Consider the following 16,433-nt stretch of genomic DNA (forward strand, 5'->3'; position numbering starts at 1 on the left):
GGTTCGGCGGGCGCAAGCGGGGTGGTACCGCGGAGACCTGGCCGTACGCCGGGCGCTTCGTCCCCGTGTGGATGCCCGCGTGGCGTCCGTGCGAGAACGACGGAGCGTAGGGAGAACATGGTGGAGTCGCCATTCACGCCGTTGCCCACCAAGGTTGACTTCGGCGAAATGGATCGCAAGGTCATCAAGTGGTGGCAGGCCAACGACGTGTTCGCACGCAGTCTCGAGCAGACTGCCGGCGGCACCCCCTGGGTGTTCTACGAGGGTCCGCCCACCGCGAACGGCACGCCGGGCACCCACCACATCGAGGCACGGGTCTTCAAGGACCTCTTCCCGCGATACCGGACCATGCGCGGCTTCTCCGTGCCGCGGCGCGCCGGCTGGGACTGTCACGGACTCCCGGTCGAGCTGGCCGTCGAGAAGGAGCTCGGGCTCAGCGGCAAGCCGGACATCGAGAAGGTCGGTATCGCCGAGTTCAACGACAGGTGCCGCACCTCGGTGCTCCGGCACGTCGACGAGTTCGAGCAGCTCAGCGAACGCATGGGCTACTGGATCGACCTCAAGAACGCGTACGAGACGATGTCGCCGGAGTACGTGGACAGCGTCTGGTGGTCGCTCAAGAAGATCCATGGCGACGGGCGTCTCGTGGAGGACTTCCGCGTCGCGCCGTACTGCACGCGGGACGGCACGACCCTCTCCGACCACGAGGTCGCCCAAGGTTACGAGACGGTCACCGACCCCTCGGTCTATGTGCGGTTCCCGCTCAAGGACGCGGTCGCCGGGCAGGAGAACGCCGACCTGCTGATCTGGACGACCACTCCCTGGACGCTCGTCTCCAACACCGCCGTCGCCGCGCACCCCGAGGTCACGTACGTCGTGGCCCGCTCCGGCGGGCAGACGTTCGTCCTGGCCGAGCCGCTGCTCCGCAAGGTGCTCGGCGAGGAAGCCGAGGTGTTCGCCTCACTGCCCGGCTCCGCGCTGGAAGGCCTGCACTACGAGCGGCCGTTCGACCTGGTCGACATCCCGGACGCGCACCGTGTGGTGCTCGCCGACTACGTCACCACCGAGGACGGCACCGGCCTCGTGCACCAGGCGCCGGCGTTCGGCGCCGAGGACCTCGCGGTTTGCCGCGCGTACGGTCTGCCCCTGGTCAACCCGGTGGCGCCGAACGGGCGGTTCGAGGACGGTATCGAGCTGGTCGGCGGTGTGTTCTTCAAGGACGCCGACGCGCTGCTCATCGATCGGCTCAAGGAACAGGGCAAGCTGTTCAGGCACGAGCCGTTCGAGCACGCGTACCCGCACTGCTGGCGCTGCCACACGCCGCTCATGTACTACGCGCAGCCGTCCTGGTACATCCGCACCACGGCGGTCCGCGACGAGCTGATGCGCGAGAACGAGAAGACCACCTGGTACCCCGAGCACATCAAGCACGGACGGTACGGGGATTGGCTGAAGAACAACATCGACTGGGCCGTCTCGCGCTCCCGGTACTGGGGCACACCGCTGCCGCTGTGGCGCTGCGAGAACAAGCACGTCACGGCGATCGGCTCCCGCAAGGAACTGGGCGAACTGGCCGGTGCCGACCTGTCCCAGCTCGACCCGCACCGGCCGTACGTCGACTCGATCACGTTCGCGTGCCCGGACTGCGGCGCCACCGCGACGCGCGTGCCTGAAGTGATCGACGCGTGGTACGACAGCGGCGCGATGCCGTTCGCGCAGCTCGGTTACCCGCATGTGCCGGGCAGCGTGGAGCAGTTCGAGAAGACGTACCCGGCTCAGTACATCTGCGAGGCCATCGATCAGACGCGTGGCTGGTTCTACACGCTGATGGCGGTGGGCACCCTCGTCTTCGGCCGCTCCTCGTACGAGAACGTGGTCTGCCTCGGCCACATCCTCGCCGAGGACGGCCGCAAGATGAGCAAGCACCTCGGCAACATCTTGCTGCCGATTCCGCTGATGGACACGCACGGCGCGGACGCGGTGCGCTGGTTCATGGCCTGCTCCGGATCGCCCTGGTCACAGCGCCGGGTCGGTCCGGGCCCGCTCGACGAGATCGTCCGCAAGGTCCTGATGACGTACTGGAACACCGCGTCGTTCTTCACGCTGTACGCATCACACGCGGAGTGGAATCCGCAGAACGTGCACCCGGTCGGCGAGCGGCCGGTGCTGGACCGCTGGATCGTCGGTGAGGTGCACGCGCTGGTCGCCGCAGTCGACGATCGGATGCAGGACTACGACACGGCGAAGGCCGGCCGGCTGCTCGCCGACTTCATCGACGATCTGTCGAACTGGTACGTGCGCCGGTCGCGGCAGCGGTTCTGGGAGGGTGACCAGGACGCGCTGAGCACCCTCTACGAATGCCTGGAGATTCTGACCCGGCTGCTGGCGCCGTTCATCCCGTTCGTCACTGAGCAGGTCTGGCAGCAGGTCCTGCGGCCCGGCACCCCGGACGCGCCCGAGTCGGTGCACCTGGCGACCTGGCCGACGGCCGACGAGAACCTGATCGATGCGCAGCTGTCCGCGCAGGTCGCCACCTCGCGGGCGCTGGCCGAGTCGGGCCGGGCCGCGCGCAAGGCGAGCAGCCTGCGGATCCGGCAGCCGCTGAGCCGCGCCCTCGTCGGCCTGCCGGCCGACACGGTGCTGCCGCAGGAACTGCTCGACGACATCAGCGACGAGCTGAATGTGAAGTCACTGGAACGGCTCGACACCAACAACGAGATCATCGATGTGCACGTGAAGCCGAACTTCCGTGAACTCGGCAAGCGGTTCGGCAAGCGGACGCAGTTCGTCGCGAAGGCGATCACCGCCGCCGATCCTCGTGAGCTTGTCACGGCCGTACGCGATGGTGGTGTTTTCCATCTGACCGTCGATGACGAGCAGGTCGGCGTGGGACAGGACGACATTCTGGTCACCGAGGTGCCCCGGACCGGTTGGGTGGTGGAGTCGCAGCGTGGGGTGACTATCGCGCTGGACACCGACATCACGCCGGAGCTGGAGGCGGAAGGCACTGCCCGGGACGTCGTCCGCATCGTGCAGCAGTGCCGCCGGGACGCCGACCTTGACGTGTCCGACCGGATCACGCTGTCGATCGCCGGGCCCGAGGACGTGCTGGCCGCGGTCCGCGCGCACCAGGAGTTCATCGCGCACGAGACGCTCGCGGTGACGGTGAACCTGGTGAGCTCGCTGTCCGAGGGATTCCCCGGCACGGTCGGCAACGGTCGGGAGATCGTCGTGCACACACTGCGCGCCTAGCGAAAAATGGGGCGGAGGCGCCGGTTTCCGCCCCATTTTCGAGAATGAATGCGGTGCCGTCGAGCGGGTCGGAGCCGGCCGTCCGCGATGCAGCAACGCGCGGAGGTCACCGGGCGCGGCCAGAAGTGATCCGGCGAGTGCGGGATCAGTGGGATTGATCACTGCATGAGAAAACTGCCGATAGGCCCGGATGTTCGCCTGGTGGGGGCGAATGTCCGGGCCTCGGTCCAAGATCATTAGGTACATCGGCGCTCGGTTCCGATAACCTCACAGCACCCCATCCCTACTTCGCACCCTGGTGTGCTGCTCCGGAGGACGAGTTGCCGCTGATCTACTCAATCGGCAAGGTCATCGTCGGCGTGCCGTTGATGACCGGCTGGCGGCCGACCGTCGAAGGTCTCGAGCACATTCCGAGGAGTGGCGGTGCGATCTTCGCCGGCAACCACCTCTCCGTCGCGGACGAGCTCTTCCTCGGCGCGGTCGTGCCGCGTCACCTGGCCTTCTGGGCCAAGTCCGACTACTTCACCGGCACCGGCGTCAAGGGCTTCCTCAACCGCAAGCTGATGGAGGGCCTCGGCGCCATCCGGGTCGAGCGGGCCGGTGGCCGGGCCGCTCTCACCGCGTTCGACGCCGCCATCCCGGCGCTCAAGGGCGGTGACCTGGTCGCGGTCTACCCCGAGGGCACCCGCTCGCCGGACGGCAGGCTGTACCGCGGACGCACCGGCGTGGCCCGGCTCGCGGTCGCCGCCGGCGTGCCGATCATCCCGGTCGGCATGCTCGGCACCGACAAGGTCCAGCCGATCGGCCAGCTCTACCCGAAGCTGATGCGCGGCGCGGTCACCGTGAAATTCGGCAAGCCGATCGAGACGATCGGCCGCGCCGACGACCGCACCGCGCTGCGCGAGCTCACCGACCAGGTGATGGGCGAGATCCAGAAGATGACCGGCCAGGAGTACGTGCCCCGCTACGCCCCCAAGAAGCCCGACCAGGCCTAGGCAACGGGTCCGGGCCCTAGATCACGGGTTCGAGCACCTCGTCGCGGAGCTGGGCCACCAGGTCGGCGCTCTCCTCGAGCGACCGGCGGGTGAGCAGCACTGTGGCGAGGCTGCCGTGGTCGGCCCAGGTGCACGCCACCACGGCCGTGCCGTCGAGCCGGCCGGTGCCGCACTGCTCGTGCACGCCGAAGATCCCGGTGTCGTAATCGGTCACGTCGGCCAGCTTGAGCTCGTCGGCGAGCCGGTCGAGCTGGGCGCGGGCGTCCGAGCCGGGCGTCAGGCGGAAACCGGTGACGCCGTAGAGCGTGACCCGCTTGCCGTTGCCGTCGGCGTAGACCCCGGCGAACGCGTTGCCCGCCGATCCGGACTGCTGCAGCTGGTCGGCGAGCCGGTCGACGGCCTTGGTCGCGGCCGCGGTGTCGCGCAGGCTCAGGTCCGCGAAGGAGTCCGGCAGGTTCGCGCTGACCGGGAACTGCCGTGCCGCCGGGAACTGGGCGTAGGCGAGCGGCCCGCCGCAGCACAGCACCACGGCGACGATCGTGAGCATGGTGAGCCGGCGCAGCACCCGGCGCACCAGCCCGCGGCGCTTCGGCGGCCGGGCGAGCCACGGCGCCGGCACCTGGTTCCGCGGCGGGGCGAAATCCATCGGCGGGCGACGCTGGACCGGCGGCCGGGACGTCACGGTGGTCTTCGCCGCCGGCCCCTTGCCGTTACCGGGCTTGCGCCATCCACCGCCTGTGAAGAGCGGCTTGCGGGGTGCGAGCGGGGGCAGACCGTTGCCGCCGGCCGGTGGGGGATAGGTGCCCGGCGCGGGCATGCCGAGCCGCGCCTTCTGATCCGCTTCGGCCTTCGCCTTCGCCTCGGCCTCCGCTTTGGCCTTCGCCTTGTCGGCGATCATCTTGGCGATGGCGGCCCGGGCCGCCTCGGCCTTCGCGGCGGCCGCCGCGGCCGCGACCTTGGCGGCTTCGGCTGCCTTCTTCTCCACCACGTCCGCGGCTGCCGACGCGGCGTCCAGCCTCGCGTTCAGCGCGGCCACCCGGTCCGGTCGCCCGTCCGCAGCCGCGGCCTGCGCCGCGTTCTCCGCGGCGCCGGCGGGTGTGGGTCCATCCAGGCGCGTCGGTGGCATCTCCATCGGGGGTACGGGTGAAGCAGGCGCCGAGGGTACGGGTGAAACAGGCGCCGGGGGTACGGGTGAAACAGGCGCCGCCACCGTGGTGTACGCCTCGTCCCACACCTGGGTCGGCTGGTCGGCCCACGGATCGACGGCCGGCATCGTCGGCCACTCGTCGTCCTCGGGGGCACGGCCGGCGCCCGGGATCCGGTCGCGCAGCCGGCTCCACACCGATCGGCGCGGCTCGGCGGCCGGGATCGCTGCCGCGCCGCTCCACCGCGGCGGCATGCTCAGCGTCTTCGGCTCCGCGGCGTCCGCGCCGGCATCGGTCGCAGGGGCGCTGCTCTGCTCGGGCGCGCTGCTCTGCTCGGGCGTGCTGCCCGTCGCCGGCTCGCCGCTCTTCTCCGGCACGCCGACGGGCAGGGTCGCGTCGAGTGGCTGCTCGTCCGCCATTTTTCGATCTCCTCCTGTGCCCCCGGGTGTCGAACTCTTCCCCCAGGTTAGGAGTGGTATGCCAGCGGGACGGGCATGCCGGTTCCGGACGCCGTACGCGAATGCCGGACAACGAGGGCGATGTGCAGAACGCTCCGGAGTCGTATGGTTACCCGGACTTTGTATTTCGCCGGTTCCCTCGACCGGAAAGTGCCAGGAGTCACCCCTCGGAAAGATTCCGCACACCGACCACCCGCTCCGCCCGGAGGGTTTGTTGCGCATGAGCACCACGAACAGGAACGCCGTCACCTTCAGCGGCTCCGAAACCGGCCGGCCCATGGTGTTCGCCCACGGGTACGGCTGCGACCAGAACATGTGGCGGTTCGTCACACCGGCGTTCGCCGACACTCACCGGATCGTGTTGTTCGACCACGTCGGCAACGGCAGATCCGACCTGTCCGCGTACCGGGACGACCGCTACGCCACCCTCGACGGGTACGCCCAGGACATCCTGGAGATCATCCACGAGCACGACCTGCGTGACGTCGTCTTCGTCGGCCACTCGGTCAGCTCGATGATCGGCCTGCTCGCCGCGAACCGTGAGCCGGAACGCTTCGGCGCCCTGGTCATGATCGGCCCGTCCCCGCGGTACATCGACGACGAGACCCAGGGTTACGTCGGCGGGTTCGGCCACTCCGACATCGAGGAGATGCTGGAGTCGCTGGACAGCAACTACCTGGGCTGGTCCAGCGCGATGGCACCGGTGATCATGGGCAACCCGGACCGGCCGGAGCTCGGTGACGAGCTCACCAACAGCTTCTGCCGCACCGACCCGGCGATCGCCAAGAAGTTCGCCCGGGTCACGTTCCTCTCCGACAACCGCGCCGATCTCTCGCAGGCCCGGGTGCCCACGCTGATCCTGCAGTGCTCCGACGACGTCATCGCGCCCACCGTGGTCGGTGAGTACGTCCACAAGCACACTCCGAACAGCACGTTCCTGTCGCTGAACGCGACCGGTCACTGCCCGAACCTCAGTGCTCCACAGGAAACGGTTGACGCGATCAAGTCCTGGTTGTAGACAGCGGGCATGATCGGCGGAGCAGTGGCGTGAGTGAGACTGGTGGGCCGGACGTGACACAAGAGTTGCGACTGCCCTGGGACGACGATCCCGAGGACCTCTACGAGCATGCGCCGTGCGGGTACCTCACGACGCTCCCGGACGGCACGATCGTCCGGGTCAACGAGACGTTCCTGACCTGGACCGGGTACACCCGGGTCGGCCTGATCGGTCACCGACGGTTCCGTGACCTGCTCACGGGCGGTGACAAGATCTATCACGAGACCCATTACGCACCGTTGCTGTCGATGCAGAACGAGGTGCACGAGATAGCTCTCGAGGTGGTCGGTGCGGACGGGCGGCGATTGCCCGTACTGGTGAACTCGGTTCTGGAACGCGGCGCCGGCGGCGCGCCCCGGATCATCCGGACGATGGTCTTCAACGCGACCGAGCGGCGCAGCTACGAGCGGGAGCTGCTCACCGCCCGCCGTGAGGCGGAGGCCTCCGAGCAGCGGGTCCGGGTCCTGCAGCAGATAGTGGCCGACCTGTCCGCCGCGCCGACCGAGGCCGAGGTGGCCGAGGCCGTGGTCCGCGCTCCGGAACCGGCGTTCGAGGCCGCGAGCAGCAGCATCTACCTGGTGGACGAGGACCGCGACCAGCTGATCGCGGTCGCCTCCACGGACCCGACCACCGGCAACTGGGACGACATGCCGCGCTCCTCGCCCCGCGCGGTGGCGGCCGTGGCCCGGCGCGGCGACCTGCACGTGATCGGCACGCTGGCCGAGGCGGACGAGCACTTCCCGGACCTGGCCGAGTCGATGCGGGGCTCCGGCCGCGGGTCGGTGGTGCTGCTGCCGCTCACCACCGGGACCGGCGACGAGCAGGCCCTCACGGTGCTCGGCGTGCTGGCGTTCAGCTTCCGCGAGGAGCGCTCGCTCAGCGACGGCGAACTGCGGGTGATCCGCCTGCTCGGTCAGCAGGCCGGGCAGGCGCTGGACCGGGCCCGGCTCTACGACGACGCCCGCCGCCGGGAGGACCGGGCCGGCTTCCTGGCCGCCGTCACCCGGGCGCTGGACGAGGAGCATCGGCTGCTGCAGCGTGCCCGCCGCCTGGTCGAGCAGGTGGTGCTGGACTTCGCCGACTGGGCCGAGGTGCGCCTGCAGGTCGGCCCGGCCGGGCTGGTGGAGCAGGCCGGAAGCGCGCCGCCGGACGCGGACCGGATCGCCGAACGGGTCGCCGAGGCCACCCGGCTGTGCAAGCCTGTCCACGCGACCGACGGCGACGGGCTCGGCTGCACGGTGCTGCCGCTGACCGCCCGCGGCCGGGTGCTCGGCACGCTCGCGCTGCGGATGGCGCAGAACCGCCGCGGCGCCGAGGCCGAGCGGCAGTTCCTCGACGATCTGGCCGACCGGGCCGGGCTGGGCCTGGAGAACGCCCGGCTCTACGAGCAGGAACGGGCCATCGCCCGGACCCTGCAGCGCAGCCTGCTCGCCGCGGACGTGCCGGGCGGCGACCCGCGGTTCGCCGTCGAGACGTACTACCAGGCCGCCGCGCAGGATCTGGAGGTCGGCGGGGACTGGTTCGACGCGTTCCTGATCAGCCCGACCAAGCTCGCCGTGGTGGTCGGCGACGTGGTCGGCCGGGGCATCGACGCGGCCACCACGATGGGCCAGCTGCGCAGCGCGATCCGGGCGCTCGCGTCGGCCGAGAACGGGCCGGCCCGCCTGCTGGAGCAGCTGGATCGGTTCTGCGAGCGGGTCGACTCGGCCCGGATGGCGACCGTCGTCTACGGCGAGGTCGACCTGCTCAACAGCGAGCTGTCGTACGCGTGCGCCGGCCACCTGCCCCCGCTGCTGCACGAGCCGGCCGGTTCCCCGCAGTACCTGCTGCAGGCCCGCTCCGCGCCGATCGGCTCGCGGGCCGGCGACCGGCACCGCACCGAGCACAAGGTGCGGCTCGCGGCCGGCAGCCGTCTGCTGCTCTACACCGACGGCCTGGTCGAGCGCCGGGGCCGCCCGATCGACAGGGGCTTCGAGATCCTCGCCCGGGAGTACGCGCGACGCCGGGACGCCCCGCTCAAGGGCCTCACCGCCGGGCTCGCCGACACCATGGTGGGCCGTGATCACGGAGACGACGTCTGCCTGCTCTGCCTCACCCTCGGCACCGAGGAACGGCTGGAACGCTCGATCGGCGCCGACCCGCTGCAGATCTCGCTGCTCCGGGCCGACCTGCGCGCCTGGCTGGTCGGTCACGAGGTCGACCAGGAGTGCGTGAACGCGGTGCTGCTGGCCTGCTCGGAGGCGGTGGCGAACGCGATCGAGCACGGTTACCGGGAGGACCCGTTCGGCGTGGTCGACGTGTCCGCCACGGTCAGCGTGGACGCGGTGGAGGTCCGGGTCACCGACCGGGGCAGCTGGCGCGGGCCGGGCAGCGACTTCACCCGCGGCCGGGGACTGCAGCTGATCGAGGAATCGATGGACGAGGTCTTCTTCGACCGAGGCGAGGGGACGACGGTGACCATGCGCCGGCACCGCGGAGGTGTCTCATGACCGACCAGTGGGTGAGTTTCTCCCGCCACGGCGTCGCCGAGCTGGTCCACCTCAAGGGCGAGATCGACCTTGCCAACGCCAACGACATCGGGCGGGCCATCGTGGCGCGCACCACCGACGCGAACGCGGTGCTGATCGACCTCACCGCCGTCTCGTTCCTGGACAGCGCCGGGGTGCGGCTGCTCGATTTCATCGTCGGCGACCTGGACGATCGGGGGAAGCCGATCAAACTGGTGGTCGGCGAGCGCGGGGCCGCACGGATGACCCTGCAGCTCTGCTCCTTCCGGACCGACCTGCTCGCCACCGATCTGGAACGGGCCGCCGAGGAACTGGACCGTTAGTCTCGCGTACCCTGGAGACCCATGAGCGTCAGTTCCGTCTTTCCGCAGCTCGAGCAATTGTTGCCCCGGGTCAGCAAACCGATCCAATACGTGGGCGGCGAGCTCGGCGCCGTCGTCAAGGACTGGGACGCGACGGTCGTCCGCTGGGCGTTGATGTACCCGGACGCCTACGAGGTGGGCCTGCCCAACCAGGGCGTCCAGATCCTCTACGAGGTGCTCAACGAGCAGCCGGACGTGCTGGCCGAGCGGACCTACGCGGTCTGGCCGGACCTCGAGGCGCTGATGAAGGAGAACGGCGTCCCGCAGTTCACCGTCGACGCGCACCGCCCGGTCAAGGCGTTCGACGTCTTCGGCATCTCGTTCGCGACCGAGCTGGGCTACACGAACCTGCTGAGCGCGCTCGACCTGGCCGGCATCCCGCTGAACAGCGCGGACCGCACCGAGGAGCACCCGGTGGTGCTCGCCGGCGGGCACGCCTCGTTCAACCCGGAGCCGATCGCCGACTTCATCGACGCCGCGGTGCTCGGTGACGGCGAGGAGGCGGTCCTCGAGATCACCGGGATCATCCGGGAATGGAAGGCCGAGGGCTGCCCCGGCGGGCGGGACGAGTTGCTGCTGCGCCTCGCGCGGACCGAGAGCATCTACGTTCCCCGTTTCTACGACGTCGACTACCTGCCCGACGGTCGCATCCAGCGCGTCGTGCCGAACCGGCCGGACGTCCCGTTCCGGGTCGCCAAGCGGACCACGATGGACCTGGACGCGTGGCCGTACCCGAAGAAGCCGCTGGTCCCGCTCGCCGAGACGGTCCACGAGCGGTACGCGGTGGAGATCTTCCGGGGTTGCACCCGGGGATGCCGGTTCTGCCAGGCCGGCATGATCACCCGCCCGGTGCGGGAGCGGTCGATCACCACGGTCGGCCAGATGGTCCAGCAGGGCCTGGAGTTCTCCGGCTTCAACGAGGTCGGTCTGCTCTCGCTCTCCAGCGCCGACCACTCCGAGATCGGTGACATGTGCTCCGGTCTCGCCGAGCAGTACGCGGACACCAACGTCTCGCTGTCGCTGCCGTCCACCCGGGTCGACGCGTTCAACATCGACCTGGCGCAGGAGCTGTCCCGCAACGGGCGGCGTACCGGCCTCACCTTCGCGCCGGAGGGCGGCTCGGAGCGGATCCGCAAGGTCATCAACAAGATGGTGACCAAGGAGGACCTGATCCGGACGGTCGTCACGGCGTACTCGAACGGCTGGCGGCAGGTGAAGCTGTACTTCATGTGCGGCCTGCCCAGCGAGACCGACGAGGACGTGCTCGAGATCGCGGACATGGCGCACGAGGTGATCCGGGCCGGCCGGGAGGCCGCCGGCACCAAGGACATCCGCTGCACCGTGTCGATCGGTGGCTTCGTGCCGAAGCCGCACACCCCGTTCCAGTGGGCGAAAATGGACACGCCCGAGGTGATCGACGGCCGCCTCAAGATGCTCAAGCAGGCCATCAACAGCGACCGCTCGCTGGGCCGCGCGATCGGCTTCCGCTACCACGACGGCGAGCCCTCGCTGATCGAAGGCCTGCTGTCCCGCGGCGACCGCCGTGTCGGCCAGGTCATCCGCCGGGTGTGGGAGAAGGGCGGCCGGTTCGACGGCTGGTCAGAGCACTTCTCGTACGCGCGCTGGATCGAGGCCTGCGCCGAGGTGCTCCCGGACTTCGGCGTCGACCTGGACTGGTACACCACTCGCGAGCGCGAGGAGCTCGAGGTTCTGCCCTGGGACCACCTGGACTCCGGTCTGGACAAGGACTGGCTCTGGCAGGACTGGCAGGACTCGATGAGCGAGTTCGAGCAGGACGACTGCCGCTGGACGCCGTGCTTCGACTGCGGTGTCTGCCCGTCGATGGACACCGAGATCCAGATCGGTCCCACCGGCAAGAAGCTTCTTCCCCTGACCCCGGTCAACAACCTGCGGGTCCCCGCTTAGGAGAGAGACATTCCCCCCAAGAACCAGCCGGTCGGCGGTCAAGCCCCGGTCGTGCAGCGGATCCGCCTTCGCTATGCGAAGCGCGGACCGCTGCGTTTCACCTCGCACCGCGACTTCGCTCGCGCCTTCGAGCGCGCCCTGCGGCGTGCCGCGGTTCCCATCGCCTATTCCCAAGGATTCACCCCACACCCCAAGATTTCGTACGCGAGTGCGGCGCCCACCGGCGTCGGCAGCGAGGCGGAGTACCTGGAGATCGGACTGCAGGCCCCGGTCGATCCGGAGCAGCTGCGGGTCGCGCTGGACGCGGCGCTCTCCCCGGGACTCGACATCCTGGAAGCCGTGATCGCCGCAGACGGCAGCCTGGCCGACCGGATCGACGCCTCGCAGTGGCGGATCGAGCTCCCCGAGGTCGAGACGAAAACGGCGCAGGACGCCGTCGCGGCCTTCCTCGAATCGGCAGAAGTGCTGGTCGAGCGCATGACCAAGCAGGGACGTCGATCCTTCGACGCGCGCGTGGCGGTCGCCCGATGCACGGTGACGGAAGAGGCAGACCTACCTTCCGGGGCCATGGGGGTACCGTGTGCGATAATCGACCTTGTCGTACGGCAGGTGACACCCGCCGTGCGGCCCGATGACGTCCTTTCCGGCCTGCGCGTGGTGGCCGGCCTGGAGCCGCCGGTCCCCCCGCGGGTCACCCGGCTGGCCCAGGGCACACTCACCGCGCAGGGGGTTATCGTCGATCCGTTGGACGTGGATCGCGAGGCCGCCGGCATCGGAGGACGCTGACCGGAGTCCGGTCGGTGTTCGTTGGCAGACTTCGGCAGCCCGACCGGACTTGGCCGGGCCCGGAACACTTTTGCAGTGACCCTGCGTGGCAGCGCTTACCCGCGCCCGGGGTCGCCGAGAACTGGAGAGCGCCCCATGCTCGATAACGAGCCCCCAGTTAACCTGGGAGAACAGGGCGGTGAACGGGACGGTGCAGTCACGCCGCCCGGAGATACCGCCGCAGGCACCACCCCGGCACGCCGGACGCGCGCCCCGCGTCGCAAGGCGGCAGCGCCTGAGCCCGCGGCCGACGGGCCGGACAGCTCCGCCGCCGCTCCGAGCGAGGCGGCCGGCGCTGAGCCCGGCGGCGCCATCGAGGTCGCTGCCACCGATCCGCCCGCGCCGGCGAAGAAGGCGACCCGCACCCGGCGCAAGGCCGCTGCTCCGGCCGCCGAGCCCGCTCCGGTCGCGGGGGAGGCTGCCGATCCCGCTCCGGTCGCGGGCGAGGCCGTGGCTGAGGCCGCCGGCGTCCCGGTTGCTGAGACGAATGCCGGTGAGGCGACCCCGCCGCCGGTGAAAAAGGCCACACGCAGCCGCCGCAAGGCCGCCGCGCCGGCTGCCTCGGCCGCCCCGGAGACTCCGGCTGCGCCTGCCGACGCGGCCGCACCCGAAGCCACTGATGAGCCGGTGAAAGCCGTGAAAGCGGCAAAGGCCGCGAAGGCTGCTCCGGCGAAGGCCGCCGCTCCCGCCAAGGCCACGCGCAGCCGCCGCAAGGCCGCCGCCGCGCCCGAGCCCGCCGCCGAGGCATCGGCCGAACCGGCCGGAGAGGTTTCCGCCGCGCCGGCCGACGGGGTTTCCGCCGCGCCTGCCTCCGGGCCCACACCCGCGCCCGTGGTCGAGCCGGTCGCCGCCGAGGCCGACCTGGAGGAGATCGACGAGGAGCTGATCGCGGACGCCGCGATCGAGGCCGCCTCGGCCGCCCGCGCCGCGGGTGTGCCGGTCGTCGGCATCCTTCCGCTCGATGACGACTTCGTCGAGGAGCAGCCGGCCGGCCCGTCGCCGGCCCGCCGTGCCGCCCTGCCGCCGGCCGTGCTCTTCATGCCGCCGGACCCGTCCGAGGCGCAGGCCGCCCCGGCCGCCACCCGCCGCCGCCGTGGCGCTGCCGAGCCGATCGCCGCCGAGCCGGTGGCCGAGGAGCAGCCGCAGCCCACCACGACCACCCGTCGCCGTCGTGGCGCCGCCGCGCAGGCCGCCGCCGAGCCGGTCACGGCCGAGCCGGTCGAGGCGCCCGCCGCCGCAGCCGAGCCGGTCGAGGAGACCGTCACCGAGGTGCCCGTCGAGGGCACCCGCCGTTCCCGCCGCCGCCGTCGTGGCGCCGCGGAGGAGACCGCCGAGGCCGAGGTCGCGGTCGAGGAGCCGGTTCTCGAGGAGACCGACGAGACGTCCGACGACGCCGAGGACGGTGACGAGGACGGCGACGACGAGGAGTCGGGCCGCCGCCGGCGCCGCCGTGGCCGCCGTGGCCGTGGCCGTGGCAAGGGCCCGTCCGACGAGTCCGAGGACGGCGAGTCCGACACCGAGGACGAGGACGGCGACGACGAGAGCGCCGAGGCCTCGGCCGAGGAGGGCGACGAGGAGACCGACGGTGACGGCGTCACCCGTCGCCGCCGTCGCCGCCGCCGCAAGGGCTCCAGCGGTGACGCCGAGGTCGGCGGCATCGAGGACGGCGTGCACACCGTGGTCCGGGTCCGCGAGCCCCGCCGCACCTCGGACGAGGTGCAGGGCGTCTCCGGTTCGACCCGGCTGGAGGCCAAGCGCCAGCGCCGCCGAGACGGCCGTGAGCAGCGTCGCACCCGCCCGCCGATTCTGAGCGAGTCGGAGTTCCTGGCCCGCCGCGAGGCGGTCGACCGGGTCATGGTGGTGCGGCAGAAGCAGGACCGTACCCAGATCGCGGTCCTCGAGGACGGCATCCTGGTCGAGCACTATGTCGCCAGGGCGACCTCCGGCACCATGGTCGGCAACGTGTACCTGGGCAAGGTGCAGAACGTGCTGCCGAGCATGGAGGCCGCGTTCGTCGACGTCGGCCGCGGCCGCAACGCCGTGCTCTACGCCGGCGAGGTGAACTGGGACGCCACCGGCCTGGAGGGGCGCGCCCGCTCGATCGAGCAGGCGCTGCGCTCCGGCGACTCGGTGCTGGTGCAGGTCACCAAGGACCCGATCGGTCACAAGGGCGCCCGGCTGACCAGCCACATCGCGCTCTCCGGCCGGCACCTGGTCTACGTGCCGAACGGCAACGCGTCCGGGATCAGCCGCAAGCTGCCGGACACCGAGCGCAAGCGGCTCCGCGACATCCTCAAGAAGCTGGTGCCGGACGGCGCGGGCGTGATCGTCCGGACCGCGGCCGAGGGCGCCAGCGAGGACGAGCTGGCCCGCGACGTGAAGCGGCTGCAGGCGCAGTGGGAGGACATTCAGGCCCGGGCCGCCGAGGGGAACGCGCCGCGCGCGCTCTCCGAGGAGCCGGACCTGGTCATCCGCGTGGTCCGCGACCTGTTCAACGAGGACTTCCGCGAGCTGGTCGTGCAGGGCGAGCAGGCGTACGCCGAGGTCGAGGGTTACCTCGAGTCGGTCTCCCCGGACCTGGTGGAGCGTCTGCGCCGGCACACCGGTGTGGCCGACGCCTTCGCCGAGTGGCGGATCGACGAGCAGATCATGAAGGCGCTGGACCGCAAGGTCTTCCTGCCCTCCGGCGGTCACCTGGTGATCGACCGGACCGAGGCGATGACCGTCGTCGACGTCAACACCGGTAAGTACACCGGCGCGGGCGGCAACCTCGAGGAGACGGTCACCCGCAACAACCTGGAGGCGGCCGAGGAGATCGTGCGTCAGCTGCGGCTGCGCGACCTCGGTGGCATCGTGGTGATCGACTTCATCGACATGGTGCTGGAGAGCAACCGCGAGCTGGTGCTGCGGCGGCTCACCGAGTGCCTGGGCCGGGACCGGACCAAGCACCAGGTAACCGAGATCACCTCGCTCGGCCTGGTGCAGATGACCCGGAAGCGGATCGGCGCGGGTCTGCTCGAGGCGTTCAGCGAGACCTGTGACCACTGCAAGGGCCGTGGGGTGATCATTCACCCCGAGCCGGTGCCGGAGAAGCGCTCGAACGGTGGCGGCGGCGCCGCCACCCAGGTGAAGGCGGTGGCGGCGGCGCCCGCTCAGCAGGCGCCTGCTCAGCAGACGTCGAGCGGCAAGCGCCGGCGGCGGGGTGGCGACAGCGCCGCTCCGGCCGAGGTGACCCCGGCCGAGGTCGAGATCACCACGCCTGCCGAGCCCGCCAAGCCCGCCACGATTGCCGAGGCCGCCACGATCGACGTCGAGCCGGCCGGTGACGGTCCGGTCGCGCAGGTCGCCGAGGCGCCCCCGGCAGCAGCCGCACCGGTGACCCCACCGCCTGTCGCCACACCGCCTGTCGCCCAACCGCCGGCAGCCGCTCCGACGGCGTCCGCACCGGCCGCCCCGGTGGCCGGCTCGGGAATCATCAGCCGTCCGGTGAAGCAGGCGCTGACGAACTCCGACGGCAGCGAGTACGACATCAGCGGTTACGACCTGTCCCGGTACGACGTGGCTGAGACGAACGACACGGCTGAGGCCAACGGCATCGATCACGCCGAGGACGAGCCGATGAGACTGGCCGGTTCGGACGACCCGGACGCGGCCGAGGACGACGACGAGGACGACGACGCCGTCGGTGCGGGCGCGAGTGGCCGGCGCCGCTCCCGTCGCAGCGGCACGCGCAGGCGTACCCGTCCCTGAGGTCCTGTGAAGTGCGACCGGCCGTCCCTGCTCTCTTGAGCGGGGGCGGCCGGTCGCGTTTCGGGGCAGCCCAGGGGCCGGTTTGGGTCTCGGGCCTGCAATGAAGTAGTCTTGCCGACGGTGCCTTTCCGGCACCCGTTCCGTGCGCGCTTCCGA

General features: G+C 70.8%; 9 protein-coding genes. 8 read left to right on the forward strand and 1 reads right to left on the reverse strand.

All coding sequences use genetic code 11. The annotated features are described in order from the left end of the window. The first annotated feature begins 117 nt into the window (after window positions 1-117). Complete coding sequence (gene ileS / locus AMIS_RS05730) at window positions 118-3,252, forward strand: isoleucine--tRNA ligase (protein ID WP_014441252.1); 3,135 nt, start codon at window positions 118-120, stop codon at window positions 3,250-3,252. Between the two features lie 320 nt (window positions 3,253-3,572). Continuing rightward, window positions 3,573-4,247, forward strand: coding sequence for a lysophospholipid acyltransferase family protein (locus AMIS_RS05735; protein ID WP_014441253.1), 675 nt, complete (start codon window positions 3,573-3,575; stop codon window positions 4,245-4,247). 16 nt (window positions 4,248-4,263) lie between these two features. On the opposite strand, the gene AMIS_RS41480 is transcribed toward AMIS_RS05735, so the two are convergent. Next, entirely contained in the window at window positions 4,264-5,811 is a 1,548-nt protein-coding gene (locus AMIS_RS41480; RefSeq protein WP_014441254.1) for a hypothetical protein, read from the reverse strand. A gap of 259 nt (window positions 5,812-6,070) precedes the next feature. On the opposite strand from AMIS_RS41480, the gene AMIS_RS05745 reads away from it, so the two are divergent. From AMIS_RS05745 to AMIS_RS05770, 6 genes are all read left to right on the forward strand, one after another. Next, complete coding sequence (locus AMIS_RS05745; protein ID WP_014441255.1) at window positions 6,071-6,868, forward strand: alpha/beta fold hydrolase; 798 nt, start codon at window positions 6,071-6,073, stop codon at window positions 6,866-6,868. Between the two features lie 29 nt (window positions 6,869-6,897). Further along, window positions 6,898-9,396 (forward strand): SpoIIE family protein phosphatase, encoded by a 2,499-nt coding sequence (locus AMIS_RS05750; RefSeq protein WP_157434744.1) that lies wholly within the window; start codon window positions 6,898-6,900, stop codon window positions 9,394-9,396. Continuing rightward, entirely contained in the window at window positions 9,393-9,737 is a 345-nt protein-coding gene (locus AMIS_RS05755) for an STAS domain-containing protein (RefSeq protein ID WP_014441257.1), read from the forward strand. The genes AMIS_RS05750 and AMIS_RS05755 overlap by 4 nt, the downstream gene beginning before the upstream one ends. Before the next feature lie 21 nt (window positions 9,738-9,758). After that, complete coding sequence (locus tag AMIS_RS05760) at window positions 9,759-11,702, forward strand: TIGR03960 family B12-binding radical SAM protein (protein WP_014441258.1); 1,944 nt, start codon at window positions 9,759-9,761, stop codon at window positions 11,700-11,702. 51 nt (window positions 11,703-11,753) lie between these two features. Beyond that, complete coding sequence (locus tag AMIS_RS05765; RefSeq protein ID WP_014441259.1) at window positions 11,754-12,488, forward strand: TIGR03936 family radical SAM-associated protein; 735 nt, start codon at window positions 11,754-11,756, stop codon at window positions 12,486-12,488. A gap of 135 nt (window positions 12,489-12,623) precedes the next feature. Beyond that, window positions 12,624-16,277, forward strand: coding sequence for an Rne/Rng family ribonuclease (locus AMIS_RS05770; protein WP_041829572.1), 3,654 nt, complete (start codon window positions 12,624-12,626; stop codon window positions 16,275-16,277). The last annotated feature ends 156 nt before the right edge of the window (window positions 16,278-16,433 follow it).

The sequence above is a fragment of the Actinoplanes missouriensis 431 genome (assembly GCF_000284295.1).
Taxonomy (GTDB): Bacteria; Actinomycetota; Actinomycetes; order Mycobacteriales; family Micromonosporaceae; genus Actinoplanes; species Actinoplanes missouriensis.

Excerpts from the sequence above, each read along its gene's own strand:
- AMIS_RS05770 (WP_041829572.1), top strand. The coding sequence starts at position 12,624 with ATGCTCGATAACGAGCCCCCAGTTAACCTGGGAGAACAGGGCGGTGAA.
- ileS (WP_014441252.1), top strand. The coding sequence starts at position 118 with ATGGTGGAGTCGCCATTCACGCCGTTGCCCACCAAGGTTGACTTCGGC.
- AMIS_RS05760 (WP_014441258.1), top strand. The coding sequence starts at position 9,759 with ATGAGCGTCAGTTCCGTCTTTCCGCAGCTCGAGCAATTGTTGCCCCGG.
- AMIS_RS41480 (WP_014441254.1), bottom strand. The coding sequence starts at position 5,811 with ATGGCGGACGAGCAGCCACTCGACGCGACCCTGCCCGTCGGCGTGCCG.
- AMIS_RS05745 (WP_014441255.1), top strand. The coding sequence starts at position 6,071 with ATGAGCACCACGAACAGGAACGCCGTCACCTTCAGCGGCTCCGAAACC.
- AMIS_RS05755 (WP_014441257.1), top strand. The coding sequence starts at position 9,393 with ATGACCGACCAGTGGGTGAGTTTCTCCCGCCACGGCGTCGCCGAGCTG.